This is a genomic window from Piscibacillus halophilus (assembly GCF_900110685.1).
GTDB classification, from domain to species: domain Bacteria; phylum Bacillota; class Bacilli; order Bacillales; family Alkalibacillaceae; genus Piscibacillus; species Piscibacillus halophilus.
The window spans coordinates 50,072-76,034 of the sequence record NZ_FOES01000002.1; the positions used below are offsets into that span (position 1 = coordinate 50,072).

The window sequence follows — 25,963 nt, forward strand, 5'->3', positions numbered from 1 at the left end:
ACCTCACCATAGAATTTCAGCGGAATATAAATGGTGGATTTTATCATTTTCATCCATAACCATTAACGCGCCGTCCTCATCAATACCAAATACTTTTGCATCCCATTCTTCTTGTGTACGAACGGTTACCCATTCACCTAATTTATAGGCGTAACTCTCCCATTGTTGTTTTATTTTTGAAAAACCTTCATCAATAAACAAATCAAACTTAGCCTCAAGCTCAACTAATAAATCTTTTAAAACTTGATTTAGATTAAACATTTGGCCAGATTCAAGGTGCAAAGAAGTAGATTTATTTCGATCAGATTCGAATAAATCTTGATTTTGGTGATTCATATTAATTCCTATTCCTAAGATAATGTACTGAACTGCATCTTGCTCTGCTTGCATTTCAGTTAAAATACCTGCTAGTTTCTTTCCGTTTATAAATAAATCATTCGGCCATTTGATTTTAATATCAATATTGTTCTTTGCAAAATAATCCGCTATAGCTACAGCAGCGACTAAGGTTAATTGAGAAGCTCGTTTTGGTTCAACACCACTAGGTCGTAAAATCGAACTAAACCATAATCCAAGTCCATCTTTGGATTCCCAGTATCGTCTCATACGTCCACGACCTTTAGTTTGTTCTCTTGCAACGACCACGGTTCCATGTGAAGCGCCTTCTCTAGCCAAATCATGAGCAACAATTTGAGTCGAAGCCACTTGTTCTTGATAGATGAGCTGTTGACCAAGCCAATCGGTTTTCAAATCCCACCGTAGTGCTGTTTCTGAAAGTTCATGAGGTGTGGTTACAATGCGATAACCTTTGTTCGTCACTCCCTCAATCTGGTAACCTTCTTTTTTCAAGGCATTCATATGTTTCCAAACCGCAGAACGCGAAATCTGCAATTTATCGGAAAGCTCTTGTCCAGATATGTAGGGTTGGTGGTGATTCGATAATAAATCAATTAATCGTTTTCTTGTCTCTTCCATTCCCTCACCTTACTTTCAATCTCTTCTCGACTGTTCTGTAATTCACCTTTTATAACTGCTTCTTCAATTCTATTTAAGTATTTCCCAATCCATTGACCTCTCTTTTCATGTGGAAACCACTGAAGTAAATTTTGACCTGTTACGATCAATTCACTTCGGTCTTTAATGGGCAATGATTGATATTGGCTTTGTAATTCCTTAATATTGTAGCTTTTAAGATTAAACAGTTTAATAATTTGAAGTAGATCAGGAAGCTGTTTCCCCACATTGTATAACACAACGTTACTCATGCCCTGATCCTGATAACTTTTATAACTATCGATTAAATGTATAGCTTTCCGCTTGATGTTATTAGAAACCTTATAAGTTTTAGTCCATGTATGTAGAGAAATATTAGGATCTATTAAATGAAAAATAGCAAACATAACACCTGCATGATTAAGAGGTTGATTAAAAACCATTTTATTTAACCGTGAAAATATATGATGACGATCCTTAAATATCGGTAATGACTGATCCATTCCTGTTTGTCTAATAATTTTCAAAGCAGAATTTATATTAGCATGTTTAAATAATTTGACCAGTTCATCTGTGATTCTTTCGACTGAGATTTTATTTAGTAAATGATGTTGCTCACTAATGGCTGTCAAAGTAGCTTCATCCAAATTAAAATTTAACTGGCTGACAAACCGAACACCTCTAAGCATTCTTAGTGGATCTTCTGTAAACCGATCATGAGGATTGCCCACAGTCCGAATAACTCTTTCATTTAAATCCTTTTTACCATCAAATGGATCTAGTAAATTTCCCTCTAAATCCATCGCAATAGCATTGATAGTAAAATCTCTACGACTTAAATCTAGCTTTACATCTTTTACGAAAGAAACTTCACTTGGATGTCGATAATCTTTGTACTCACCTTCTGTACGATAAGTCGTCACTTCAAACGACTCTCCATTATGAATAACTAATACCGTTCCGTGTTCAATACCGACTGGTACTGTTTTAGGAAAAATTCTTTGCATATCATTAGGTGTTGCATTTGTTGCAATATCAATATCACCAATATGACGACTAATTAAGCAGTCTCTGACAGCACCACCGACAAAAAAGCATTCATAACCATTATCTTCTAATGTTTCCATGACTGGTTTTGCTTTAATAAAGGGTTGATCTAACATATATTTTCACCTAGTTCTGTTCTAATTACGATCTAAAACCTCATTGTATATAGTTTCGTATTGTCTAACGATGAGATTTGAATTAAAGTTTTCATATGCGTAAGTCTTGGCGTATTTGGAAAATTGGTTCCATAACGAATCATCAGACAGTAAATGAATGGCTTTTCTACTTATTTGTTCAATATTTCCTACTTCACATATAAATCCATTCTTACCATCCGCAATAACTTCTGGAATACCGCCAATATCAGTTCCAATACAAGGCACACCACTAATCATCGCCTCTAATAATACTAACCCAAAGCTCTCCTTTTCAGAAAGTAATAATTTCAAATCACTTATATTTAATAAATCATGAATATTATCTTGTCGTCCAAGGAATAAGACTTGATCATTTAAATCAAGTTCATTAACTAAGTCGCGAATTTTAGTATGTTCTGGCCCATCACCTACTAAAAGGAGTTTAGCATCTACCTGTTTCGTAACTTGATCAAAGACCCGAATGACATCCTCCACTCGTTTAACTTGTCGAAAGTTTGAAATATGAATTAATACTTTTTCATGGTCTTTGATTTCAAACTTATCTTTTAAATCTTCTTGCGTTAATGCTGTATCCTTCACTGGTTCAATAAAATTATAAACAACTTTAATAGGCTTTTGAATATGAAAAGATTCTTCCGTTTGTTTTCTTAAACTATTTGAAACAGCTGTCACTTGATCAGACTGGTCAATGGCATAACAAATCATGTGTTTTAGGTTGTCATCAATGCCTAAAATTGTAATATCTGTACCGTGTAAGGTAGTAACAATTTTTACATCTCTTTTAGCCATTTGTTTAGCAAATATTGAACAAATCGCATGAGGAACGGCATAATGGGCATGAATAATATCTAACTCTTCTCGATCGATGACCTCCGCGATTTTACTTGCCAGCGCTAAATCGTATGGTGGATTTTTAAAAACTGGGTAATTAGATACTTCAACCTCATGAAAATATATATTTGGGTAAAGCCTTTTTAAACGAAATGGCATCGTTGTTGAAATAAAATGAACTTCGTATTGTTGTTCTGCTAGTTGAATTCCCAATTCAGTCGCAACGACTCCTGAACCACCCACTGTAGGATAGCAAACGATACCGATTTTTTTACCCATCATATCTGACTCGCTTCTCTTTAATTGTTCTCCAATCTAACCATCCACTTTCAAGACCCCTGATTAATATTTCTGCAGAAGCTTCGTTTGTAGCCAACGGAATTTTATAGACGTCGCATAAACGTAGTAATGCTGTAACATCTGGTTCATGCGGTTGAGCGGTTAATGGGTCTCTAAAAAAGATAATCATATCCATTTCATCATTAGCAATTCTTGCACCTATTTGTTGATCCCCACCTAGCGGCCCACTTTGAAAGCGTTCAATGGTTAAGCCGGTATCATTCGTAATTAACTTACCTGTTGTACCAGTTGCAAATAAATTATGTTCTGAAAAGATTTCTTTATATGCCGTTACAAAGTCGATCAAATCTTGCTTTTTCTTATCGTGCGCTATAAGTGCGATATTCAAATTAAACACCTGCTATTCCATTAAATTTTCTAATCCGTAAACAAAGTGGTCAATTTTCATAACTTCTTCTACAGCGAATTTGACCCCACTCATAAACGATTTACGGTCCGTAGAATTATGTTGGATCGTAAGTGTTTGTCCACTTTGTCCAAAAATAACTTCCTGTTGGGCAATAAATCCTGGTAAACGAACACTGTGAACATGCATACCGTCAATATCTGCCCCCCGTGCTCCTGCAATTGTTTCATGTTCGTCAGGATGCCCCTGCTTCATGGAATCTCTCACTTCTTTAATTAGTTGAGCTGTTTTAACTGCGGTACCAGAAGGAGCATCTAGTTTTTCGTCATGGTGCTTTTCTATAATTTCGACATTTGGAAAGTATTTAGCCGCCATTTGAGAAAAACGCATCATCAACACAGCACCAATAGCAAAGTTGGGTGCAATGACAACTCCAGTTTGTTGATTGTGACTGAGTTTCTTTAATTCATCTAACTGTCCATCTGAAAAACCAGAAGTACCAATAACAGGTCTAATGTGATTATGTAATGCTAATTTTGTATGCTTGAATCCTGTTTCTGGATTCGTTAAATCAATAAAAACATCTGCATTTAAGCGTTCAAAAGCTTCTTCAGCATCTGTATATATAGGTGCATTAAGATTTGGGAGTCCATCAACCTCACTTACTAATTGACCATTATGTTTTCGATCGATACAACCAACCAACTGAAAGTTATTTGTTTCATCAATCATCTTCAAGGCTTCTGTTCCCATTTTTCCTCTAGGTCCCGCTAGCATTACGTTAATTGTTTCACTCATACTTCATTCTCCTTTTTCGTCCATCGGTTTTGATCTCTATCTTCAATTTTAGACATACTTATATCAAATGCTTCAGATAAATCAATATCTAACGAGTTAGCAAATGTTATGAGGACAAAAAATAAATCCCCTAATTCCTCTTCGATTAACTTGTCTTTTTCAGTACTCTTTTTAGGCTTTTCACCGTAATGATGGTTCACCTCGCGAGCTAGCTCCCCTAATTCTTCAGATAATCGAGCCATCATAGCTAAGGGTGAAAAATAACCTTCTTCAAATTGACTAATAAAATCATCGACTCTTTTTTGCATGATTTGAATATCTTGTTTCGAGTTCGTCATCATAATCACCTTTCTAATTGCCTAACCTAATGGTAGCTAAATCCAACAATTTTGACAAATCTTTTTGTTTATATATTGAACCAAAAATATCCATTGACTATAATATGGTGTGATGTGTTGTAAAAAGGAGGGAGCAAATGAAATATAATATCAAATTTAAAAATATATTCTTTATTCTATTAGGATCTGCTATATTTTCATTTGGAATTGTTAATTTTAACATGGAAAATAACTTAGCAGAAGGTGGATTTACAGGCATTACCCTTTTATTATACTTTATGTTTTCTTTAGATCCTGGGCTTATGAACTTAGTATTGAACATTCCCGTTTTCTTTATTGGTTGGAGATTATTAGGTGCAACGACATTTATATATACAGTACTAGGAACGGTGGCTGTTTCAATATTTTTATGGATATTTCAAATTTTCCCTTTAGAATTTTCATTAAGAAATGATATGACTTTAGCAGCGTTGTTCGCAGGAACCTTTATTGGTGTTGGGCTAGGTATCATTTTCCGATATGGCGGGACGACAGGCGGAGTCGATATTATCGCAAGACTTGTTCATAAATATGTTGGATGGAGTATGGGACGAACGATGTTTTTATTTGATGCAATCGTCATCATTTCATCGATTGTCTTATATTTAAAGCCCATTCAGGGGATGTACACACTTGTTGCAGTCTTCATCGCTGCAAGAGTGATTGATTTTATCCAAGAAGGTGCTTATACTGCGCGTGGCGCCATGATTATTTCAAATCAAAGTCAAGCCATAGCAAAGCACATCCTTAAACATATGGACCGGGGTGTTACAGTTTTAAATGGTAGTGGCAGCTTTACTGGTGAGGAACGAAATGTCTTATACTGTGTTGTTGGCAGAAATGAGATCGTCAAACTAAAGGAAATTATCAATGAGATTGATCCCCATGCATTCGTAGCCGTCACTTCTGTGCATGATGTATTAGGGGAAGGATTTACATTAGACGAAAATAAAAAGCCACTCACATGACTTTATACACTCGTAGAAACTATAAATCACCAGTAATGATTTTAAAATCATTACTGGTGATTCTTTATAATATTACTATTAAACGTTTTACTTATTCATTCATGTGTAAAAACATTAACACAAATCGAACGAGCTCCATTAAGGCGACAACGGCAGCTGCTACATATGTTAGAGCTGCAGCATTTAATACCTTTTTAGTCTCAGGGTGTTCTGAACTCGTTATGACACCAGATGATACAAGTTGATCCATAGCTCGATTTGAAGCATTAAATTCAACTGGTAATGTTACAAGCTGGAAAAGGACAGCAAAAGCCATAAATACAATACCAATACCGACTAAGCCAGTTGCCCCTAATATAATACCAGCTAAAATTAAAAAGAATGACATGTTTGATCCTAAACTTGCAACAGGGACTAATGCGTGTCTAAAACGTAAAAATGCGTATTCTTCAGCGTCTTGAATAGCGTGTCCGACCTCATGAGCTGCAATCGCTGCTGCAGCCTTTGAATGTTGATGATAGTTATGGGATGATAGTCGAACAACCTTCTTACGCGGATCATAATGGTCACTTAAAAATCCTTTTGTTTCTTCGACACGGACATCGTATATACCATTTTCCTGTAATATTCTTCTTGCGACATCCGCCCCTGACATACCTGAAGAGTTAGGAACTTTCATATATTTTTTGTAAGTATTTTTTACTTTACTTTGGGCCCACAAAGGCAAGATCAAAAGGATCGCAAAGTAAATGAGAAAAGATCCCATCCCCATTTTGGCATTCCTCCATTTCTTTTTCTCTATTTAATAATTTTAATCTTCAGGTTCATTTTTATCAACAAAATTGCTCTCTTCTGTCACGTGGTTGTAACGTTTCCATGCAACATATGTTAAAGTGAGTAATACACTTCCAAATACAATTAATATGGTAAGAAACATTCCACTTGCGGAAGAGTGCGTCATGATCAGAGAGTGTTCAAAGGTGTTAAACATAGATGACCCTCCACGAACTTTTTCTATATTATATTGCTCGTGGGGTTGTATTCGAACGTTGTCCCATTCCATATTTATAGACTAACCAAATAGAGAGTAAACTTAACCAAAATGTGAAATAACCAATATGTGACATATACTGATTAAGTGAACCGTATATAGGCATCATTCCATATACATAATCAATAACATCGTTATGTAAAGTCCAAACTCCAGCAATTACTAAATGAATTAATTCAATTGTGTAAAAAGATGCATATAACAAGCCTTGTATGGCCATGGCACCATGAGAGGCAATTAACATTAAGCCAGCAGGTGTTGTGTGACCGACCTCAATAAACGTTAATATGTTCATGACAACAGCCCATACCCCATATTTAAATAAAGTAAGCATGGCTAATGCCTCAAACAATTTAAAATTTTTCCCCATAAGGAATCCAATCAATACAATTACAAAAAACAAGGAGGCTGTCGGACTATCTGGTACAAAAGGTATAAAATGTAGTGGAGTTTGTACTAGCTGATATTCATACCAAATGTAACCATAAATCGTACCCAATATATTAATTATGAGTAGAAGGATTAGAAAAGTACGATCCATTAATAAAAATTTGATCTTCATGAGCATATTATCACCTTAATTATATTAAAAAGCTGACTTGCTTATGACACAAGTCAGCTTTTATCTTAGTGTGAATCTTCTTCAGAGTCTTCACCCTCACCTGCTGCCTGTTCATTTGTAGATACAATGAATTCAGCAAGTTGGTTTAATTCTTCATCAGTACCATCGAACTGATCAGATGGCATCTCACCGATACCATTTTGTGCTATATCTTTAATCTGATCTTCGTTATAAGGAATTCCAACTAATGACGGTCCTAAACCTGGGTTACCTTGTAAGGAATCACCATGACAAGAGAGACAGTTATTCGCAAATACTTCGTAACCTGGATGTTCCTCATCAATTTCAACATCCGGTACAGCTTCGACGGAATAATCTGCTCTTTCATCCCAATTTACGTGAGCAGCTGATTTGTATGTTAACCAAATAGTCGCCGCAACACCTAGAATCATAAGTCCTGTCGCAATAGGACGCTTAGATGGTTTACGATCCGGTCCAACATCTAAGAACGGTGCTAATAGTAATGCACCAAATCCTAACCCCGGAATAATGACCGTACCGATTACAACATATTCAGCTGCTGCGTACTCATATTTCAGTAATTCATAAAGGAATAAGAAATACCAGTCCGGTAATGGTATATAAGATGAGTTATTTGGATCAGCTTGTTGTTCTAATGGAGAAGGTGCAGCTGCTACTAAACATAAAAATCCAATTAAGAAAACAGCACCTACTAACCATTCTTTCAATAAGAAGTTTGGCCAAAAAGCTTCCGTTCTACCAGGATATTCTGAATAGTCTTTTGGAATTTTATTTCGACTTTCTTTATCAGGAACACGGGAGTCCCCGACGAACTTCATTCCTTTACCTCTTTGCACTGTGTTCCCTCCTTTTCATGACATGGAATTAAATCTTATAGTGGTCCAGAAATACCTTGACGTCTAATCATAATAAAGTGCGCACCCATTAAAGCGAACAGGGCTGCTGGCAGGAAGAAAACATGTATCGCAAAGAACCTTGCTAATGTCTTTGCACCTACAATTTCTGGATCACCAGCTAGTAGTGTCTTCAAGTCTCCACCAATATATGGAACACTTTCAGCAATCTCAAGTCCTACTTGAGTTGCGAAAAACGCTTTGTTGTCCCAAGGCAATAGATAACCTGTAAAACCTAACCCTAGCATTACGAAAAATAATAGAACACCTACGATCCAGTTTAGTTCACGTGGTTTCTTATAAGCACCTTGGAAGAATACACGTAATGTATGTAAGAAAATCATTACGATAACAACACTCGCTCCCCAGTGGTGCATCCCTCTTACAATTTGTCCATGAGCGACTTGAGTTTGTAAGTATTTAACCGATTCCCATGCATTAACGATATCTGGAACATAGTACATCGTTAAGAACATACCAGATAAAACCTGAATTACAGTTACGAAAAACGTCAGTCCACCAAAGCAATAAACAAATGCCGAGAAATGGTGAGCTGGGTTTACGTGCTCTGGCACTTCGTGGTCAGCGATATCTCGCCAAATAGGCGTAATATCTAATCGCTCATCAATCCAGTCGTACAATTTATGCAGCATCTATTACGCCCCCTTTCTTGATTTCGCTTTACCTAGTAATAATTTTCCATCTTCAATTCTATACTCATACGCATGTAATGGTTCCGTCGGTGGTGTATTTGGTAAGTTTTCACCGAGCTTGTTATATCGACCATCATGACATGGGCAGTAGAATTGGTCAGGATATTCTTCATTAGAATTCCAGTCAACCACACACCCTAAGTGAGTACATACTGGTGATAACGCGAGGATTTCATCTTCCTCAGTTCTAAAAATCCAAGCTGTATGTTCTGCTTGAGATTCATACCAACCATCTACTTGGTCAGTGGAGAACGTTTTACGTTGAGGTTCATTCGTGATTTCGTCTACATCCATAACATAAACAAAATCAGTTTCTTTTTCACCTTTAAGTAACGGATCAACCGCAAAACCTACCATTGGGGCAATCATAGCTGCACCCATGAATCCTCCGACACCAGTTAATGTGTAGTTCAAAAATTGTCGACGCGATACTTGGTTTTTCTTATCAGTCATGTCTTTCCCCCCTCTATTCATCAATTACAACGAACAGGGTATTGATGATACACATATTTATTAGGACAATACAATGATAGCGTAATCCTCAAAAGTGGTCAATAAAAACCACATTTTAGATGAAAAAATGTCATAATTAATCCTCCCAACTATCTTTTATTAATGATTGTATTTCCTTAACTTGTGATTGAACTAATTGTTGCGTTTCCTGTTGGTTTAAATCAGTATCAGACATAGCAGGAATCCAAATTAGCTCAGCTTCCATATCTTTGGTTATTTTTCTCCACTTATTATCTGAAGTTATAAGAAAAATATATTTAAAAGGTTGATGTTCCAAATGTACTAAAAGGTTTTGTAAACGACCTTTTTCGTCTTCTTGTATTTTGTCTGATTTCAAGTAGTTATATTCAGGTAAGACAAAAACACGTCCCTTTAACTCATTTTCTATTTGACTTACGTATAATTGAATTAAGTCTTTTTGAACAGATAATTGTAATAAGTCTTGATCTGATTTAAATGTGTAAGGGATTAATGGAAGGATAGCTGTATCAATATACTCTTTCGCTTGTGTATATTGTTTTATATCTGAACTAATATATTTCATATAAAAACTCCTAGGATTTATATTTCTTGCTTTCCATTAAATCTTTAAGTTCTTTACTCCATTTATTGAAGGATTGAACATCTCCAATATCCAAAGCGTAATCAATTTTATTCTTAAGAATGTTGATTTTAGAATGATGAGAAGATTCTTCTAAAATGTTCTCTAAAAGAATGTAATCTTCATTTTCTAAATAGTAATCATCAGGTAAATATGGGTTGTCTTCCAATACTTCAGCATATTCAACAGATTGTCTATTCCCATCAAATATAATTTCAACATACATTGTTTCATCTGGGTTAAGCCTGATATCGTGAAATGCTTTATCAACGTCTGTGGTCACAACATGATCTTTATAGTATCTGAAGGGTCTTTTTACTTCGTCATCAGTAGAAATAATGATACTTCGAGGACATAAATGTGCCTCAAATACAAAATGAATATTCTGTAGAATGTGTTCACGTTTTAAAATATACTCAAGTAACCATACCATTTCACGACGCTCTGTTTTGTAATTGTCTAAATACCATTTAATAAAGACTCTCTTTTGATTGGTTGATACACCCATAGCCTTCACCCTCTTTATAGTCCACCCTGTAATCGATGTACAAAATCTTTTGTATCAGCGTCCTCAGGGTTTTGATTTAGATATTCTTTCAACATACTAATCGCTTTTTCCATCTGTCCTTCTTCTATTAAGAAGTAACCATATTCTTTTAAGAAATCCGTATCATTATGATAAGTTAAGTAAGCTTTTTCAAAAGATTTTCTTGCTTTATCAAATTTTTCTAGTTCATTGTATACTTGTCCTGCCCTCCAATCTAAAATTTCTGGATAAGGCTCGAACTTCATTAATTCTTCCACTAATTTTTTAGCATCATTCCACTCATCACGTGATTCGTAAATATTGATTAACTCTTCAATTGCTTTTTCGTGACCAGGATCTAGTGATATAGCCTCTTTTAGGTAGCTTTTAGCTTCTTCAATATTATTTTGCTTTAACTCATTGCGTGCAATGGTAATATATAAGTCAATGTTATATTCATCTTTCTTAAGTCCTTTTTTCAGAATATCATTTGCAGCATCCATCACGCCTTCTTCTTCATAAGCTTTAGCTAAATAAGGATAAACACTCGTGTAATCTGGATCTAAATCAATTAAGTCATTCCAAGCTTTAATCGAGATATCATAGCGTTCTAATTGAAAAGCCGTATAACCATATTTAAATAGTTGATCTGGTTCCTTTAACTCTAATTCCTGATAGAACGTTAAAGCATTCTCCCATTTTCCGACTGAAGCATAACATTCAGCTAGGCGTTCATGTATGCTTACAAGTGGAAATTCACCTTCGTGGGATTGTATTTTTTCATAGTGATCAAGTGCTTTATGAAATTCTCCATTATGAAAAGCCAGTTCTGCTATACCAAAGTCTATTAAATAGTTATCGGGTTGTAATTCTTTTGCCTGTAACAGCTTTTGTTCTGCCACTTCATTTAAACCTTGAGACTGATAAATATCTGCTAAAATCATTAATGCATTGATATAGTCAGGGTCATCGGGCTCTATACTTTCTATTAAGTCCAAGGCTTCAGTGTCCATTTCTAAATCTATATATATATCAGCTAGCTGAAACTTAATTTGGTGATCATCCGGATACGTGCGGTGTAGCTCTTCAAATAAACGTCTAGCTTCATCTAAAAAGCCCCACTGTTGAAGTAATTCTGCAACCGAAAATTGATCTTGCTCACTGATCTCGTTTGCATTCTCCATTAAGTGATTGACCGCTTCATTGACATTGCCTGCATCATAAAGCTCAAGTGCTTCAGTTATTGGATCCATTTATTTCCCTCCAACAATATAACCATTATTTGTCATAATCATTATACAATAGTTATTTTAAAATTTGATTCAATTCGTCAAAAAATCCTGGATACGAAATACTTATACAGTCAGGATTATTTAAGCGAACCGGAGAACTCGTTATTAATGAAGCTATTGACGCCATCATAGCTATTCTGTGATCTCCATATGTATCAATTTCAGAACCAAATAGCTCATTTCCACCATTGATCACCATTCCTTGGGGTGTTTCTTCGATTTGGGCACCTAATTTCTTTAAAGTTTCAACGGTGGACTTAATTCTATTTGATTCTTTATATTTCAGTTCTTCAATATGATTAATTTCCATACTTCCATTAACTTGAGTAGCAATTAATGCGAGTAACGGGACTTCATCAACTAAAGTAGCTACTTCATCTGCCTTTAATTCAGTCGCTTTTAGATTAGGAGAATAGCGTATCTGTAAATCACCCACAGGCTCATCACCTTCATACCTCCTAATCGTTGAATTAATCATAGCGCCCATTCTTTTAAGAACTTGGATCAAACCAGTTCTTGTTGGATTTAAACCTACATTTTCAATAATCAAATCACTATTAGGAACTATAACAGCCCCAGCAATCCAAAATGCCGCTGAGGATATATCACCTGGAACATGTACGGTTGCCCCGTGCAATGTTTGTTGGCCATTAATAGTGATGCTTTGATCATCCCTATAAACTGTTCCTCCAAAAAGTGGCAGCATGCGTTCTGTATGATCCCTTGTTATATTGGGCTCAATTACAGTGGTCTTACCGTTAGTTAACAATCCAGCTAGTAAAACTGCAGATTTAACCTGAGCACTATCAACTGGTAACGTATATTGGATTGGTTGTAAACCTCCACCATGGATAATCATAGGTAAAGTGTTTTGTTGAGATACGATGTTAGCCCCCATTTTATGAAGTGGTTCAATAACTCGGCCCATTGGTCTCTTACTTAAAGAATCATCACCTATTAGGTTGGTCTTCATAGGTAAAGCTGATAATATTCCGCATATTAACCTTACCGTCGTACCAGAGTTTCCCATATTAAGAGGTGCATCGGGTTGCTTCAATCCATTGATTCCATGACCATTAACCTTAACATTTGTCCCGTTTTTTTGGATCTTGACTCCTAATTTTTCAAAAGCGTTAATCGTTCTTAAGCTATCTTCTGATTCTAGAAAATTATGAACTATAGTCTCACCTTTAGCCAATGAGCCTAACATGATTGAGCGATGTGAGATGGATTTGTCACCTGGCACTTCGATTGTGCCAACTAAACGTTTCCCCTCGTTATAAAGTGTTTTCATATTATCCATTCCTTTTATACATCTTTTCCATAAAATCATATAAATATTGTTTGATCTTTGGTGTAGGCATTGATTGAATATAAGGCTTTCCAATTTCCTTCAGTAATATGAAGTGAATATTTTGGTTGATCGTTTTTTTATCGTTTAACATTTTTTCTATTAATACGTCGACATCATTGTCTGATATTAAGGACAATGGATAATCTAGTTGTCTTAACCAATCGATTAAAGAATCAGTTAATAACCGATTTTCTGTACCATTAATTTGTTCAGATAGAAATAGGTTAAAAAGTATTCCATACATAACACTTTCCCCATGTGTGTATGGTTTAATCGCTTCAATTGCATGTCCAAGTGTATGACCAAAGTTAAGATGTTTCCTTATTCCTGACTCTGATTCATCCTTTTCAACGATTTCTTGTTTAATTCTAATCGACCTTAGTAATAACTCATCAAATCCATCGATTATCGGATTAATAGAAAAAGCCATCATTTGTTTTAATTGTTCTAATAGCTTAGCATCTGCAATGAACCCATGCTTTACCATTTCAGCAAAGCCAGACCTAAGTTCTTGTTTGTTTAATGTGTAAAGTGTTTCAGTATCATAAAGGACCATATCAGGGGGATAAAAACTGCCGATTATATTTTTAGTGTTTACTAAATTAATTGCAACTTTACCACCTATGCTACTATCGTGTGCTAATAAAGTGGTAGGCATTTGGATGAAAGGCACACCTCTCATATAAGTTGCTGCTACAAAACCTGCTAAATCACCGACTACCCCGCCACCTAAAGCCAATATTGCAGAGTTTCGGTCAACATGTTGAGATAATAAATAACGTTGGATATCTTCATAAACGGTGAATGATTTTGACTGTTCACCTGGTTTAATAATGTAATAATGAACGTTTAAAGAAGTTTTATATAAACTAGCTAATACTTCTTCTAAGTAATGATGAGCAACTTGTTCATCTGTGATAATAACGACTTGACTATACTGTTGATCTTTTAATATAACGTCCAGATGATGTCGCAATCCTTTATCAAGCAGAATTGAATATGTTTTATGGCTGGCTTTAACGGTTAAAGTCTTCATTAAAACTGTTGGATCCTTTCTCTATACCTCTTGATTTCCTCTTTAAGTTGTCCGATTGTATCAGATGTGAATTGTTCTAATAAAGCATTAGCTACTTCCCAAGCAACAATATGTTCCATAACAACAGATGCTGCTGGAACAGCACAGGAATCAGAACGTTCGATGCTCGCCTGAAACGTTTCTTTTGTATCAATATCAACACTGTTTAATGGCTTATACAACGTAGGAATTGGTTTCATAACACCTTTTACAATAATAGGCATACCAGTCGTCATCCCACCTTCAAAACCACCTAAATTGTTTGTCTTGCGGTAGTATCCTCGTTCAGAATCATAGGCAATCTCATCATGAGTTTCGCTACCGCGACGGTTTGCTGCATCAAACCCTACACCGAATTCTACACCTTTAAAGGCATTAATACTCATAACACTTCCAGCAATTCGACCATCTAACTTTCGATCATAATGAACATGTGAACCTAAACCAGCTGGAACACCTTCAACATGTACTTCAACGATACCTCCAATTGAATCTCCATCTTTTTTTGCCTGATCAATCGCGTCCATCATGTCTTGCTCCTTACTCTCATCTAAAGCTCGGACAGTTGACTCATTTGATTTCAATTTCTTATCTTCTATAGTAAGGTGATGTTGATCAGTAGCTTTAACATTATAAATTTGTTTTACATAACCAATGATATCAATACCAACTTCTTTTAAAATAACTTTAGCAACAGCGCCTGCTGCGACTCGGGCAGCTGTTTCTCTTGCAGAAGATCTTTCCAATACATTTCTCATATCACGGTGACCATACTTTAAGGCTCCATTTAAGTCAGCATGGCCAGGACGAGGTTTCGTTATTTGTCGCTTTACTTCAACGTCATCATCAATTGGATCTTCCCCCATGATATGCGTCCAATGTTTAAAATCATCATTTTTAATGACTAAACTTATGGGTGAGCCTAACGTAAATCCATGCCTAACCCCGCTTGTAATCTCAACTAAATCTTTTTCAATTTTCATTCGGCGTCCTCTGCCATAGCCACCTTGACGACGTATTAACGACTCATTAATATCTTCTTTTAAAAGATTAAGTTGTGATGGAACACCTTCAATAATCGTCGTTAATTGTTTTCCATGTGATTCTCCTGCCGTTAAATATCGCATGACAACACTCCTAATGACCCATTTTCTTGTAAAAGAATGTGTGAACAGGTTCATAATTATTTTCTTGTGGTCTAAAAAGCTGTTCCGTACTGCCAACGAACAGTATACCTTGTGGTGTTAATGCTTCATTAAATTTTTGATAAACTTTTCTCTTAGCATCTTCCGTAAAATAGATTAATACATTACGACACACAATTAAATCATACGGTCCACCGTAGTCATCCGCTAATAAGTTATGTTTTTTAAATGTCACAGTCTTTTTAATCTCGTCAGACATTATATATGTAGAACCTTCTTTAGTAAAAAAACGTTCTATTTTATTCTGTGGTACTTCAGAAAGAGACTTTTCAGAGTATACTCCTACCTTAGCTTGTTCTATTGCGCCATCATCTATATCTGTTGCTAGTATTGAGATTTGATCTAAATCATAAAAATCACTAAGTAACATGGCCATTGTATAAGGCTCTTCACCTGTTGAGCAGGCTGCACTCCAAACTTTCACTTGAGCCTTTGATTTCAAAAGATCCGGAAGTATATCATTTTTTAAAATGTCCCACCTTTTATAGTTACGATAAAATTGTGAAACGTTAATCGTGATCCGACTTAGGAACTCTTGTCGAAGGGCATCATCATTATTTAATGCATCATAATAATCTTTAAAATTATTAAATCCTCTTCGATCTCTTAATGAAGTTAAACGTCTTTTCATTTGTTTTTCTTTATATAAATTTAAATCGACACCTATATCTTTGTAAATCCATTTAATAAACGACTGATATTCACTCATTTTAAAAAGCTCTCCCAATTTTGTATATACCTTCTCTTATTATAAAAAATGTCGAAAGTTAGTGCTATGATTTTGTTAATTATTTTGGTTAAAAAGTATAGTGACGCCATTTGATTTTAACGTTTAGATATCTAGAGTAAAAGAAAAAGGCCTTGAAAAATCTAAGGCCCTTGTCAGTTGATTAGTAAATCCACTGATTTTGATCTTTGTTATAAGCTAATAAATCCTCTTCATTAAAGAATAAACCAATTTCACGCTCTGCTGATTCAGGTGAGTCAGAACCGTGAATAACGTTTTTACCTACTGTTAAACCAAAGTCTCCACGAACTGTACCGATATCTGATTCTGCTGGATTAGTTGCACCCATCATTTTACGAGCTGTTGCAATAACATTTTCGCCTTCCCAAACCATTGCGAAAACTGGTCCAGAAGTAATAAATCCAGTTAATTCACCAAAGAAAGGCTTGTCTTTGTGCTCACCATAATGTTCTTCTGCTAAATCAGGTGAGATTTGCATTAATTTTGCAGCTACTAGTTTAAAACCTTTTTTCTCAAAGCGTTGTACAATGTCTCCAATTAAATTACGTTGTACACCGTCTGGTTTGACCATAATGAAAGTTTTTTCCATGATTTTCACCTCTATAAATATTTTGTAAGCCGCCAAAGATTTTATCAAAGTTTTGAGAAAAACACAATTATTTTTGTCAGTTTAAAAACGTCTTTTGCTTAAATATTGTGCTATATCATCTAAATATTTTTTGGGTTCATTATTTGGCAATTGTTCTAATGTTTGATTAGCCTTTTCTAAATAACGCTGACTTATATTATAGGATTTTTCAATTGCATGGGAGTGCTTAATTCGATGAATAACGTCTTCTATAGTAAGATGATATTCCTGTTCATTGAAATAAGCCTGTACCCCACCCAAAACTTCTTGATCATCTTTCATGGCATATAAAGTTGGTAAAGTAATATGACCATTTAGTAAATCGCTTCCAACTGGCTTTCCTAATTCTTTTTCAGTGGAAGTAAAATCTAAAATATCATCCATGATTTGATAGGACATTCCTATATTATAACCATAGTCTTTCAGCAAATATTCAACCGAACGATCAGTCTCTGACGCAATGGCTCCCATTTGAGTACTAGATTCTATAAGTAGTGCTGTTTTTCTTTTAATTCTTTTAAAATATGTAAAATGATTCTGTTTTAATTGAAATTTATCTCGTATTTGTTCAATCTCACCAACACATAATTGGTGTATGGTATTGGATAACACCGTGTGTAAACGATGGTTTTTAAATGGTTTTAACAATTCTAAAGTTCTAGCAAAAATGTAATCCCCTGTATAGATTGCTGTCCCATTATCCCACTGCTTATTAACAGTCGGTTTTCCCCGCCGGACCATAGAGTGGTCAATCACATCATCATGTACGAGGGAAGCCATATGTATAAGTTCTAAAGCTACAGCAACATCAATGATTCTTTCTTGGTTCTGTTGGCCAAAACGAGACGCTAGCAATACAAATATTGGTCGAATACGTTTGCCACCCGCCGTTAAAAGGTGATTCGATGCAGACTGAATCATAGAACTCTCAGCTTTTGTGACGTTTTTGATCTTTTTTTCAACTCGTTGTATATCTTTATTCACATACTTCAATGCAGTAGCTAACTTCATGTTTATTTCACCTTTATGGATTTATTTTGGCTTAATGCCTAAATGCATGGCAGCAGCACCTAATGCATAACTCTTAACTTTAACAGGTTTAAAGCCAACCTCCCTAAACATCTTGGCTAACTTATCTTTTCCTGGAAAGTTTTTTGTTGATTCATATAACCATACGTATTCATCATAACTTTTGGCAAAAAATTTACCGAATAAAGGCATGATATGTTCAAAATAAAAAAAGTAAAGTTGCTTATATACTGGCAAAGTAGGTTGTGATGTATCAAGACAAACAACTTTCCCACCTGGCTTAACAACACGGTACATTTCTTTCAATACTTGAAAATAATCTGGAGTGTTTCTTAAACCGAAACCAATCGTAACGTAATCAAACTGCCCATCTTCGTAAGGTAAATTCATAGCATCACCATGTTGTAACGTAATATTTTTTATATTTTCTCTTTCAATTTTCTCTTGACCGACAGATAACATATTTTGACTAAAATCTAACCCATAAACTGACCCTTCTTCTCCAACGGCTTCAGATAAGGCAATCGTCCAATCCCCAGTACCACAGCAAACATCTAAACATTTGCCCCCTTTTTCAACGTCCATATGTTTCATAACATTCTTTCTCCAAGCTTTATGTCGTTGAAAAGAGATAATAGAATTCATTCGATCGTAACGCTTATATATTTTTTCAAAAACGGAATGTACTTTCTCAGATTTTGATTGTTGATCCATCATAAATTATCTCCTGTTAGTTATAATAATTTCGTTCAAATAATTAATTTTAGCATCGATAGCTTGTTCAATTGCTGGTTCCCTCGATTTAAGTAAAGACAACCAATAACTATCAATATGATAAACAAGCTCCTTAATAAGCTCAAACTCTACATCGTTTTTATATTTATTCATTTGGCAAAAATCTAAAAGTGAATAATATAATCCACAATGCACTGTTTCAACTTGATTTAACAGCTTGTTAAAATCCTTTATTTTGATTTCGTCCTGATGAAGAAGGGACATTTTTATTTCATTGATTGATTTAATAGATTGAATAAAATGATATAGTTCATCCAATAAATTGTGCTCTGATAATAATCGGTAAAAGTAAGAACTGTGAAAATCCCCAACTAAAACTTGAAGTTGATTGGTTTGATTACGGTTTTCCTCTATCGAATCAAACTCAAGATCAACTAAATCATGTATATCTAACGAAATTTGCATATGTATAAGAGCCTTAAATAAATCATTTTTTTGTTTATAATCACTTTCAAGCAATAGTTTTTGAAAGAAATAGACCTGCTTTACTGTTAAAACGGGATCATAAAATGATTCTTTAATAGATGGGTGCTTATATTCCTTAATGAAATCTTTCCTAATTTGTTCTGCTTGTTTATTAATCACTATTATCACCTATCATCATTATGTAAAAACGGCAAATATCCTTAAACACAGTAATATTGTAGCATGTAATCGCTACATAATCTAACAAGAGTGTTGTTTCTTTAACAAAAAAATATAAGCACAAAAAAGAGGAGGGAATTAAATCCCTCCTCTTTGCCCTATGTATTGCTTTATTTTACAGCATCTTTAAGGGCTTTACCTGGTTTAAATGCAGGTACTTTGCTAGCTGGAATATCAATTTCTTTTCCAGTTTGTGGGTTACGACCTTTACGAGCAGAACGCTCACGTACTTCAAAGTTACCGAACCCGATTAGTTGTACCTTTTCAGAATTCTTTAAAGAGCCTGTAATAGATTCTAAAACAGCATCAACAGCTTTAGCTGCATCCTTTTTAGATAAGTCCGCTTGTTCAGCTACAGAGTTTACTAAGTCTGTCTTATTCATGTGTTTCACCTCCTCTCAAATTTTCAATTATCAGATAATACCATTCTAACCACATTTTAAACAAAAATACACTGAGAATGCAATAACTTCCTGCATTTTACCCCAGTATAACCGGTTTTTTAAGTTTAGCATATTTTTCTAGCCGGTTATTTGCATATTACCATAGAAATAGATAGGATAGCAAGGAAAAATCGCGCCAAATAAGCATTTTAAAAGGGTTTTTTACTATTTTTCTCTTAAAATCATACCTTTCTACTATTACACAACCAATTTATAGAGATTTAAACAAAATAAAAAAGCGACTAATTTGTCGCTTTTATAAAATGATGGCGATTAATCCACCGTTTCCTTCGTTTATTATTCTTTCTAATGTTTCTTTCAATTTATATCGTGCATGTTCAGGCATTAACGTTAATTTAGCATGAATTCCTTCTCTAACGATTGAACTTAGTGAACGGCCGAATATGTCAGATTTCCAAATAGAAAGTGGATCTTCTTCAAAGTCTTGCATCAAGTACCTAACTAGTTCTTCACTTTGTTTTTCTGTACCGATAATTGGTGCAAATTCGGACTCAACATCTACTTGAATCATATGGATGGATGGTGCAACTGCCTTTAACCTAACTCCAAATCTAGAGCCTTGTCGGATGATTTCAGGTTCTTCTAATCGCATGTCTTCTAATGCTGGTGTCGCTATTCCGTAACCAGTTTGTTTAACCATTTGTAGTGCATCAGATACTTGATCATATTCACGTTTCGCATCAGCATAATCTTGAAGCAGTTCCAGTAAGTGATCTTTACCTCTAATTTCAACACCTACGATTTCTTTCAGAACTTGATCGTAAAGATCATCTGATGCATGTAAGTCGATTTCTGCAACACCTTCACCCATTTCCATACCCGAAAGGTGTGCATCTGTGATAAATTCATAGTCATAAAAATCGCCCACGACTCGATCAACATCGCGTAAACGTTTTATGTTCTGGACTGTCTCCTGAATGGCACCTTGGAATTGTTTGCGTAACCAATGATTTTCTTTTAAAGCCATTACCCAGCTCGGGAGATTTACATTTACCTCAAGAACCGGGAACTCATATAAAGCTTCTCGTAATACATTGTAGATATCTTCTTCTCTTAAATTCTCAACTGATACTGGTAAAACCGGAATATCATACTCTTCTGCCAACTCATTTCTTAATTCCATTGTTTCTAATTCATGAGGTCGACTAGAGTTTAATACCATAATGAATGGTTTTCCAACTTCTTTAAGTTCTTCTACAACTTTTCGTTCAGCTTCAACATAATCTTCTCGTGGGATTTCACCAAATGAACCATCCGTTGTGACGACAATACCTACAGTTGAGTGTTCTTGAATGACTTTTCTAGTTCCAATCTCAGCTGCATCGTGGAATGGAATAGCTTCTTCATACCAAGGTGTATGAATCATTCTTGGTCCATTCTCATCTTCAAATCCTTTAGCACTTTCGACTGTGTAACCCACACAGTCTACCATACGTACTTTAACGTCTAAACCTTCTTCAACAGAAATTTCTACTGCTGAATTTGGAACAAATTTAGGTTCAGTCGTCATAATCGTACGACCAGCAGCACTTTGTGGTAATTCATCTTTAGCTCTTTCTCGTTCATCTTCACTCGAGATGTTAGGAATTACAACTAAATCCATAAACTTCTTAATAAATGTTGACTTACCTGTTCGGACAGCACCTACAACACCAAGGTAGATATCACCGTTCGTCCGTTTCGATATGTCATGAAACACGTTGAATTTTTCCATTATATCCCTCCGACCCTGTACAATATCGTACACCTATTATTCGATGCAATATTAATTTATGATGTTGTCCTATTCAAATATGACTTAATTACAAAAAAAATAGAGATTCTTATAAAAATAAATAGAATCTCTATTACTAAACTTATTCATTTGTTTCGGTTTCATGCTCTTTAAAGATAATCTCTCCATCTTCTAACACCATTGGAGGAGAATAGGATGGTACCATAGGATACTCCTCAACTAACAAGTCACGCAAATCCCCATCATATTCACTTATTCCCTGCTCTTCTAATAATTTATAGACATCCGGGCGATAATCTACTAATGGTTGTCCATCTACATTGATAATGACATCCAACTCATCTCTAGTATAAGGACTTTTCACCTTTAATGGCTCTTTTTCTTCTAGGGAATCATGGTCAAGTTCAAAATAATTTTTAAAGATCATATCTCCATAAGGAGGGTATAAATTCTTATTACGATATAAGTTAATGTCATAATTAATTGAACGTAACTGTTGATTCACTCGAACATCTGAGACCTTCACTGCAGCCTCACCTTCAGGGTCTACAATAACATAAGAATAGGCTCCACCTCGTTCATAAGAATTCGCGGGTGGCTGTCCCATAATATTAGCTTCTTTTAACGTATTAAAATCAATTGGGTATTTAATATAAACCGGGGTATCTTGGTCCCGATTTTTAATAGGTAATAAACCGTTGTTCTGTTCTTTATATTGGTGGACAGCTTGCTGTACTTCCTCTAATTGCTCATCATTTGTCGGTTGATGATCGACCTTTTGATCATCAGGGTATAGACATGCAGTTAACATCAGCGTTAAGAATAAAATTCCTATTACCTTTAATTTCATCATATATCCCACCTAATCTGTCGGCCCACTAAATACAATAATAAATATAATAATTCCACCTATAATCAACAGTAGGTAAGCTAAAATACTTACAACAATTCTAAAAAACCCTTTTAATTTATGTCTAGCAAATAAAATGAGTACAGCAGACAACACAAGTGCACCCATACCACCAAATGATATGTACATTCTAAGCATTCCTTCTGACATATCTATCAAGCCCTTTCTCTTTTCTCTAGGTCGTATTATAGCATATCTATTAGAGTTATATTGAATAAAAAGTTGTAGATAATGTTAAATATCTAAAATATACTCTAAGCCCCCCTATTTCAAATAAAAAAGAGGTGCTGGGGCTCTGCACCTCTTTATCATTGACTAAATCCTCATATAAGTAGCTCATATTGACTGTTGCATATTATAGTATGATTCGTAGATTGTTGCGAATCTTCGCTTGCCCATACTTACCCTAATTTTTGAAAAATTGTTGTAGCGTTTGTTGATCTAATTGATCGCCTTTTTCCGTTATCATTTTAACAATGCGATCTTCTTTTTGCTGACTCAATGGTTTATTAGCCATTGCAGCCAAATGTCTAACTAAATCTCTGACGGTTTTTTCATCAGAAAAGTTAGCATTTTGCATTGCTTTAGCCACATTCATTACCTCATTAGGGTTAATATTTGCTTTCTTTTTTAAATGATTAAAAATATTTTGTTGGAAATCTTGAGACATAATTGGCTCCTCCCTGAGTTTGCATTCGTAATACTATATGCAAGAGAGGGAGGGCTGTTGTGTGTGTATATCGTCTAAATTTATAAAAAAGATGATAAATCTTCTAATTCTTTAGTTTTCCCTCGGTTCATTAAGTCATCCACCACATGTTTTGGATCTTTTTCATCGAAGAGTAGTTCATATAATCCTTCTGTAATTGGCATTGGTATATTTAGCTTCTGGGATAGTTGATAAGCTGCTTTAGTTGTTCGGACGCCTTCCACAACCATTCCCATTTGATCAAGTACATCTTGTAATACATATCCTCTTCCTAACATATTCCCAGCACGCCAGTTTCGACTATGTTGGCTCGTGCAAGTGACGATTAAATCACCTACACCTGTTAAGCCAGCAAAAGTTAGCGGATTCGCATTAAGCTGAGTACCTAGTCTTGCTATTTCAGCAAGTCCTCGTGTTATTAAGGCAGCCTTCGCATTATCGCCATACCCTAAACCGTCAGATATTCCAGCTCCTAACGCAATAATGTTTTTCAAAGCTCCGCCGATTTCAACCCCAACAACATCCTCATTAGTGTAAACTCTAAAATGTTCATTCATAAATAAATCTTGAGCAATTTCCGCAGACTTTAGATGATAAGAAGAGACAGTGACAGTTGTTGGTTGTTTTAAAGCGACTTCTTCAGCATGACTCGGGCCAGATAATACCACAAGCTGATCATGAACACCTTCCCCCAGCTCATCTTCAATCATTTCAGAAATTCTTTTGTGGGTTTCTGGTTCTATACCTTTTGAAGCATGAATTAGCGTTTGATTTGTATTTATAAAAGGACGTAATTTTCTACACACTTCACGAATCGCCTTTGTCGGTACAACCAATAAAATTGCTTTGGCATTCTCCACTGCTTCTTGTATATCAGCATTTGCAACTAAATTAGACGGTAATTTAACATCAGGTAAATATTTTGAGTTGGTGTGATGATGATTGATTTCATTTACTTGATCTTCTCTATGCGACCATACATTTACATTATGTTGATTATTAGCAAGAACCATAGCAAGGGCAGTACCCCAACTCCCGGCACCAATGACTGCGACTTGTTCCATCATTTCACCTCAACAATTATTTTCTTTGTCTAGCATAAATTTTGATCGGGGTTCCGACAAACCCAAATGCTTCTCTAATACGGTTTTCTAAAAAGCGTTCATACGTAAAGTGCATGAGTTCTGGATCGTTTACAAACACAACAAAAGTTGGTGGTTTTGTAGCCACTTGTGTCGTGTAAAGAATTTTTAATTTTTGTCCCTTAATAGAAGGGGTAGGATTCATAGCAAGAGCGTCTTCTATAACTTCATTCAATACGTTTGTTTTTACACGTTTAGCATGGTTTTCACTTACTTCAACAACCATAGGTAAAAGCGTGTGGATTCGCTTTGTCGTTAAGGCTGATAAAAATACAATCGGTGCATAGGACAAAAATTGAAATTGTTGACGAATATCATCTTCGAATTTCTTCATCGTATCTTGTTCTTTATCAACCGCATCCCACTTATTTACGACAATAACAATTCCTTTTCCTGCTTCATGAGCATAGCCAGCAATTCTCTTATCTTGTTCAAGAATTCCCGTATCAGCGTCAATGACAACTAAAACGACATCACTACGTTCAATTGCCTTTAATGCTCTTAAAACGCTATATTTCTCAGTTGATTCATATACTTTTCCTCGTTTACGCATCCCAGCTGTATCAATAATTTTAAAATCTCTTCCATCTTTTGAGAACCCCGTGTCTATTGCATCTTTTGTCGTACCAGCAATGTTACTCACAATAACCCGTTCTTCACCTAATAATGCATTGACGAGTGAAGACTTACCAACATTTGGTCGCCCTATTAAAGAGAAATTAATCCGATCGTCGTCTTCTTCAACTTCCTCACGGTCTGGAAAGTGTTTAATGACTTCATCTAATAAATCTCCCAAACCTAAGCCATGTGTTCCTGAAATAGGGAAAGGTTGTCCAAATCCTAAAGCATAAAATTCATATAACAGATCTTGCATTTCAAAATTATCAATTTTATTAACCCCTAGAACGACTGGTTTATTGGATTTATATAATATTTTAGCTACTTCTTCGTCAGCGGCCGTGATCCCTTCGCGTCCATTAACTAAAAAGATAATCACATCTGCCTCTTCAATCGCAATCTGAGCTTGTTCTCGAACTTGAACAATAAGCGGTTCATCACTAATGTCAATTCCACCTGTATCAATCACATTAAACGTAGAATGTAACCACTCTGCCTCTGAGTATATACGATCTCTAGTAACACCTGGTATATCTTCAACAATTGAGATTCGTTCTCCAACTAACCGATTAAATATAGTTGATTTTCCAACATTAGGTCTCCCTACAATGGCTACAACTGATTTCTTCATTTATCTTCATCCTTTATGTAAACTGCTCTTCTTCAATAATACCAAATAAAAAAGTGGCATTGCGCCACTTTTTTAAGAACGGAACTGAGCGGCTCAACTTTCATACTTAGGTAAACATTTTGATTTAAGCTGTTCCGTATACCAGATTAAGTTTAGCTTAATTAACTAAAAGTAGGTGCTTGATTCCGCTTGGCAAAATGAATT

Annotated in this window: 31 protein-coding genes; 1 reads left to right on the forward strand and 30 read right to left on the reverse strand. The window is 35.3% G+C overall.

The window, feature by feature from the left end:
• Window positions 1–3: 3 nt before the first annotated feature.
• From BMY57_RS01495 to BMY57_RS01520, 6 genes are read right to left on the reverse strand one after another with little or no spacing between them, the layout of a single operon-like run.
• Window positions 4–975 carry a biotin--[acetyl-CoA-carboxylase] ligase gene (locus tag BMY57_RS01495; protein WP_091772247.1) on the reverse strand — a complete coding sequence of 324 codons (972 nt, stop codon included), beginning with the start codon at window positions 973–975 and terminating at the stop codon, window positions 4–6.
• On the reverse strand, window positions 951–2,156 hold the full coding sequence (locus BMY57_RS01500) for a CCA tRNA nucleotidyltransferase (RefSeq protein WP_091772248.1): 1,206 nt from the start codon (window positions 2,154–2,156) through the stop codon (window positions 951–953). Before BMY57_RS01500 ends, BMY57_RS01495 begins: the two co-directional genes overlap by 25 nt.
• A gap of 21 nt (window positions 2,157–2,177) precedes the next feature.
• A complete protein-coding gene (bshA, locus tag BMY57_RS01505; protein WP_091772403.1) occupies window positions 2,178–3,308 on the reverse strand; it encodes an N-acetyl-alpha-D-glucosaminyl L-malate synthase BshA in 1,131 nt (376 codons plus the stop codon).
• Window positions 3,301–3,717 (reverse strand): methylglyoxal synthase, encoded by a 417-nt coding sequence (gene mgsA / locus BMY57_RS01510; protein WP_091772249.1) that lies wholly within the window; start codon window positions 3,715–3,717, stop codon window positions 3,301–3,303. Before mgsA ends, bshA begins: the two co-directional genes overlap by 8 nt.
• A gap of 12 nt (window positions 3,718–3,729) precedes the next feature.
• Window positions 3,730–4,533, reverse strand: coding sequence for a 4-hydroxy-tetrahydrodipicolinate reductase (dapB, locus tag BMY57_RS01515; protein WP_091772250.1), 804 nt, complete (start codon window positions 4,531–4,533; stop codon window positions 3,730–3,732).
• Complete coding sequence (locus BMY57_RS01520; RefSeq protein ID WP_091772251.1) at window positions 4,530–4,871, reverse strand: nucleotide pyrophosphohydrolase; 342 nt, start codon at window positions 4,869–4,871, stop codon at window positions 4,530–4,532. Before BMY57_RS01520 ends, dapB begins: the two co-directional genes overlap by 4 nt.
• Window positions 4,872–5,008: 137 nt before the next feature.
• Between BMY57_RS01520 and BMY57_RS01525 the strand changes: the two genes are divergently transcribed.
• Window positions 5,009–5,878 (forward strand): YitT family protein, encoded by an 870-nt coding sequence (locus BMY57_RS01525; protein ID WP_091772252.1) that lies wholly within the window; start codon window positions 5,009–5,011, stop codon window positions 5,876–5,878.
• A gap of 91 nt (window positions 5,879–5,969) precedes the next feature.
• Here BMY57_RS01525 and BMY57_RS01530 read toward each other — a convergent pair whose 3' ends face one another.
• The 24 genes from BMY57_RS01530 to der form a co-directional block, all read right to left on the reverse strand.
• On the reverse strand, window positions 5,970–6,650 hold the full coding sequence (locus tag BMY57_RS01530; protein ID WP_439895778.1) for a zinc metallopeptidase: 681 nt from the start codon (window positions 6,648–6,650) through the stop codon (window positions 5,970–5,972).
• A 39-nt stretch (window positions 6,651–6,689) separates the two neighbouring features.
• Window positions 6,690–6,869, reverse strand: a complete 180-nt coding sequence (locus tag BMY57_RS01535) for a hypothetical protein (RefSeq protein ID WP_091772253.1) — start codon at window positions 6,867–6,869, stop codon at window positions 6,690–6,692.
• Between the two features lie 28 nt (window positions 6,870–6,897).
• Complete coding sequence (lhaT, locus tag BMY57_RS01540; RefSeq protein ID WP_091772254.1) at window positions 6,898–7,491, reverse strand: lipoprotein heptaprenylglyceryl N-acetyltransferase LhaT; 594 nt, start codon at window positions 7,489–7,491, stop codon at window positions 6,898–6,900.
• A gap of 65 nt (window positions 7,492–7,556) precedes the next feature.
• On the reverse strand, window positions 7,557–8,369 hold the full coding sequence (locus BMY57_RS01545) for a menaquinol-cytochrome c reductase cytochrome b/c subunit (RefSeq protein ID WP_091772255.1): 813 nt from the start codon (window positions 8,367–8,369) through the stop codon (window positions 7,557–7,559).
• A 35-nt stretch (window positions 8,370–8,404) separates the two neighbouring features.
• Complete coding sequence (gene qcrB / locus BMY57_RS01550; RefSeq protein ID WP_091772256.1) at window positions 8,405–9,079, reverse strand: menaquinol-cytochrome c reductase cytochrome b subunit; 675 nt, start codon at window positions 9,077–9,079, stop codon at window positions 8,405–8,407.
• A 3-nt stretch (window positions 9,080–9,082) separates the two neighbouring features.
• The gene (locus tag BMY57_RS01555) at window positions 9,083–9,592 is read right to left on the reverse strand and encodes a QcrA and Rieske domain-containing protein (RefSeq protein WP_091772257.1); all 510 of its coding nucleotides are present in this window, start codon (window positions 9,590–9,592) and stop codon (window positions 9,083–9,085) included.
• A gap of 136 nt (window positions 9,593–9,728) precedes the next feature.
• Window positions 9,729–10,196, reverse strand: coding sequence for a DUF2487 family protein (locus tag BMY57_RS01560; RefSeq protein ID WP_091772258.1), 468 nt, complete (start codon window positions 10,194–10,196; stop codon window positions 9,729–9,731).
• 10 nt (window positions 10,197–10,206) lie between these two features.
• Window positions 10,207–10,761: a ReoY family proteolytic degradation factor gene (locus BMY57_RS01565; RefSeq protein ID WP_091772259.1), complete on the reverse strand. Its 555-nt coding sequence runs from the start codon at window positions 10,759–10,761 to the stop codon at window positions 10,207–10,209.
• Window positions 10,762–10,775: 14 nt separating this feature from the next.
• The gene (locus BMY57_RS01570; RefSeq protein ID WP_091772260.1) at window positions 10,776–12,032 is read right to left on the reverse strand and encodes a tetratricopeptide repeat protein; all 1,257 of its coding nucleotides are present in this window, start codon (window positions 12,030–12,032) and stop codon (window positions 10,776–10,778) included.
• 52 nt (window positions 12,033–12,084) lie between these two features.
• Window positions 12,085–13,365 carry a 3-phosphoshikimate 1-carboxyvinyltransferase gene (gene aroA / locus BMY57_RS01575; protein ID WP_256205220.1) on the reverse strand — a complete coding sequence of 427 codons (1,281 nt, stop codon included), beginning with the start codon at window positions 13,363–13,365 and terminating at the stop codon, window positions 12,085–12,087.
• A 1-nt stretch (window position 13,366) separates the two neighbouring features.
• The gene (gene aroB, locus BMY57_RS01580; RefSeq protein ID WP_091772262.1) at window positions 13,367–14,461 is read right to left on the reverse strand and encodes a 3-dehydroquinate synthase; all 1,095 of its coding nucleotides are present in this window, start codon (window positions 14,459–14,461) and stop codon (window positions 13,367–13,369) included.
• On the reverse strand, window positions 14,461–15,627 hold the full coding sequence (gene aroC, locus BMY57_RS01585) for a chorismate synthase (RefSeq protein ID WP_091772263.1): 1,167 nt from the start codon (window positions 15,625–15,627) through the stop codon (window positions 14,461–14,463). Before aroC ends, aroB begins: the two co-directional genes overlap by 1 nt.
• Window positions 15,628–15,637: 10 nt before the next feature.
• Window positions 15,638–16,414 carry a CheR family methyltransferase gene (locus BMY57_RS01590; protein ID WP_091772264.1) on the reverse strand — a complete coding sequence of 259 codons (777 nt, stop codon included), beginning with the start codon at window positions 16,412–16,414 and terminating at the stop codon, window positions 15,638–15,640.
• A gap of 181 nt (window positions 16,415–16,595) precedes the next feature.
• Window positions 16,596–17,042, reverse strand: coding sequence for a nucleoside-diphosphate kinase (gene ndk, locus BMY57_RS01595; RefSeq protein ID WP_091772265.1), 447 nt, complete (start codon window positions 17,040–17,042; stop codon window positions 16,596–16,598).
• Between the two features lie 81 nt (window positions 17,043–17,123).
• Entirely contained in the window at window positions 17,124–18,092 is a 969-nt protein-coding gene (locus tag BMY57_RS01600) for a polyprenyl synthetase family protein (protein ID WP_091772266.1), read from the reverse strand.
• A gap of 21 nt (window positions 18,093–18,113) precedes the next feature.
• On the reverse strand, window positions 18,114–18,824 hold the full coding sequence (locus BMY57_RS01605) for a demethylmenaquinone methyltransferase (RefSeq protein ID WP_091772405.1): 711 nt from the start codon (window positions 18,822–18,824) through the stop codon (window positions 18,114–18,116).
• Window positions 18,825–18,830: 6 nt separating this feature from the next.
• Window positions 18,831–19,490 carry a heptaprenyl diphosphate synthase component 1 gene (locus BMY57_RS01610; RefSeq protein ID WP_175615084.1) on the reverse strand — a complete coding sequence of 220 codons (660 nt, stop codon included), beginning with the start codon at window positions 19,488–19,490 and terminating at the stop codon, window positions 18,831–18,833.
• Window positions 19,491–19,660: 170 nt separating this feature from the next.
• The gene (hbs, locus tag BMY57_RS01615; RefSeq protein WP_091772268.1) at window positions 19,661–19,933 is read right to left on the reverse strand and encodes a non-specific DNA-binding protein Hbs; all 273 of its coding nucleotides are present in this window, start codon (window positions 19,931–19,933) and stop codon (window positions 19,661–19,663) included.
• A gap of 316 nt (window positions 19,934–20,249) precedes the next feature.
• Window positions 20,250–21,728, reverse strand: coding sequence for a stage IV sporulation protein A (spoIVA, locus tag BMY57_RS01620; RefSeq protein WP_091772269.1), 1,479 nt, complete (start codon window positions 21,726–21,728; stop codon window positions 20,250–20,252).
• A 142-nt stretch (window positions 21,729–21,870) separates the two neighbouring features.
• The gene (locus BMY57_RS01625; protein ID WP_091772270.1) at window positions 21,871–22,599 is read right to left on the reverse strand and encodes a YphF family lipoprotein; all 729 of its coding nucleotides are present in this window, start codon (window positions 22,597–22,599) and stop codon (window positions 21,871–21,873) included.
• 12 nt (window positions 22,600–22,611) lie between these two features.
• Entirely contained in the window at window positions 22,612–22,809 is a 198-nt protein-coding gene (locus BMY57_RS01630; RefSeq protein ID WP_091772406.1) for a DUF2768 domain-containing protein, read from the reverse strand.
• A gap of 256 nt (window positions 22,810–23,065) precedes the next feature.
• Complete coding sequence (locus tag BMY57_RS01635; protein ID WP_091772271.1) at window positions 23,066–23,329, reverse strand: stage VI sporulation protein F; 264 nt, start codon at window positions 23,327–23,329, stop codon at window positions 23,066–23,068.
• An 80-nt stretch (window positions 23,330–23,409) separates the two neighbouring features.
• Window positions 23,410–24,432, reverse strand: coding sequence for an NAD(P)H-dependent glycerol-3-phosphate dehydrogenase (locus BMY57_RS01640; protein WP_091772272.1), 1,023 nt, complete (start codon window positions 24,430–24,432; stop codon window positions 23,410–23,412).
• 16 nt (window positions 24,433–24,448) lie between these two features.
• Complete coding sequence (gene der / locus BMY57_RS01645; RefSeq protein WP_091772273.1) at window positions 24,449–25,759, reverse strand: ribosome biogenesis GTPase Der; 1,311 nt, start codon at window positions 25,757–25,759, stop codon at window positions 24,449–24,451.
• Between the last annotated feature and the right edge of the window lie 204 nt (window positions 25,760–25,963).

What these genes read in the sequence shown, in the direction of transcription:
- BMY57_RS01555 (WP_091772257.1), bottom strand. Translation starts at nt 9,592, where the DNA reads ATGACTGATAAGAAAAACCAAGTATCGCGTCGACAATTTTTGAACTAC.
- BMY57_RS01525 (WP_091772252.1), top strand. Translation starts at nt 5,009, where the DNA reads ATGAAATATAATATCAAATTTAAAAATATATTCTTTATTCTATTAGGA.
- aroA (WP_256205220.1), bottom strand. Translation starts at nt 13,365, where the DNA reads ATGAAAACACTTTATAACGAGGGGAAACGTTTAGTTGGCACAATCGAA.
- BMY57_RS01625 (WP_091772270.1), bottom strand. Translation starts at nt 22,599, where the DNA reads ATGAAATTAAAGGTAATAGGAATTTTATTCTTAACGCTGATGTTAACT.
- aroC (WP_091772263.1), bottom strand. Translation starts at nt 15,627, where the DNA reads ATGCGATATTTAACGGCAGGAGAATCACATGGAAAACAATTAACGACG.
- qcrB (WP_091772256.1), bottom strand. Translation starts at nt 9,079, where the DNA reads ATGCTGCATAAATTGTACGACTGGATTGATGAGCGATTAGATATTACG.
- spoIVA (WP_091772269.1), bottom strand. Translation starts at nt 21,728, where the DNA reads ATGGAAAAATTCAACGTGTTTCATGACATATCGAAACGGACGAACGGT.
- BMY57_RS01535 (WP_091772253.1), bottom strand. Translation starts at nt 6,869, where the DNA reads ATGTTTAACACCTTTGAACACTCTCTGATCATGACGCACTCTTCCGCA.
- BMY57_RS01560 (WP_091772258.1), bottom strand. Translation starts at nt 10,196, where the DNA reads ATGAAATATATTAGTTCAGATATAAAACAATATACACAAGCGAAAGAG.
- bshA (WP_091772403.1), bottom strand. Translation starts at nt 3,308, where the DNA reads ATGGGTAAAAAAATCGGTATCGTTTGCTATCCTACAGTGGGTGGTTCA.
- BMY57_RS01635 (WP_091772271.1), bottom strand. Translation starts at nt 23,329, where the DNA reads ATGTCTCAAGATTTCCAACAAAATATTTTTAATCATTTAAAAAAGAAA.
- BMY57_RS01500 (WP_091772248.1), bottom strand. Translation starts at nt 2,156, where the DNA reads ATGTTAGATCAACCCTTTATTAAAGCAAAACCAGTCATGGAAACATTA.
- BMY57_RS01565 (WP_091772259.1), bottom strand. Translation starts at nt 10,761, where the DNA reads ATGGGTGTATCAACCAATCAAAAGAGAGTCTTTATTAAATGGTATTTA.
- BMY57_RS01640 (WP_091772272.1), bottom strand. Translation starts at nt 24,432, where the DNA reads ATGGAACAAGTCGCAGTCATTGGTGCCGGGAGTTGGGGTACTGCCCTT.
- BMY57_RS01600 (WP_091772266.1), bottom strand. Translation starts at nt 18,092, where the DNA reads ATGAAGTTAGCTACTGCATTGAAGTATGTGAATAAAGATATACAACGA.
- lhaT (WP_091772254.1), bottom strand. Translation starts at nt 7,491, where the DNA reads ATGAAGATCAAATTTTTATTAATGGATCGTACTTTTCTAATCCTTCTA.
- aroB (WP_091772262.1), bottom strand. Translation starts at nt 14,461, where the DNA reads ATGAAGACTTTAACCGTTAAAGCCAGCCATAAAACATATTCAATTCTG.
- BMY57_RS01605 (WP_091772405.1), bottom strand. Translation starts at nt 18,824, where the DNA reads ATGGATCAACAATCAAAATCTGAGAAAGTACATTCCGTTTTTGAAAAA.
- BMY57_RS01570 (WP_091772260.1), bottom strand. Translation starts at nt 12,032, where the DNA reads ATGGATCCAATAACTGAAGCACTTGAGCTTTATGATGCAGGCAATGTC.
- ndk (WP_091772265.1), bottom strand. Translation starts at nt 17,042, where the DNA reads ATGGAAAAAACTTTCATTATGGTCAAACCAGACGGTGTACAACGTAAT.
- BMY57_RS01630 (WP_091772406.1), bottom strand. Translation starts at nt 22,809, where the DNA reads ATGTCAGAAGGAATGCTTAGAATGTACATATCATTTGGTGGTATGGGT.
- BMY57_RS01495 (WP_091772247.1), bottom strand. Translation starts at nt 975, where the DNA reads ATGGAAGAGACAAGAAAACGATTAATTGATTTATTATCGAATCACCAC.
- BMY57_RS01590 (WP_091772264.1), bottom strand. Translation starts at nt 16,414, where the DNA reads ATGAGTGAATATCAGTCGTTTATTAAATGGATTTACAAAGATATAGGT.
- BMY57_RS01520 (WP_091772251.1), bottom strand. Translation starts at nt 4,871, where the DNA reads ATGACGAACTCGAAACAAGATATTCAAATCATGCAAAAAAGAGTCGAT.
- BMY57_RS01530 (WP_439895778.1), bottom strand. Translation starts at nt 6,650, where the DNA reads ATGGGGATGGGATCTTTTCTCATTTACTTTGCGATCCTTTTGATCTTG.
- hbs (WP_091772268.1), bottom strand. Translation starts at nt 19,933, where the DNA reads ATGAATAAGACAGACTTAGTAAACTCTGTAGCTGAACAAGCGGACTTA.
- dapB (WP_091772250.1), bottom strand. Translation starts at nt 4,533, where the DNA reads ATGAGTGAAACAATTAACGTAATGCTAGCGGGACCTAGAGGAAAAATG.
- der (WP_091772273.1), bottom strand. Translation starts at nt 25,759, where the DNA reads ATGAAGAAATCAGTTGTAGCCATTGTAGGGAGACCTAATGTTGGAAAA.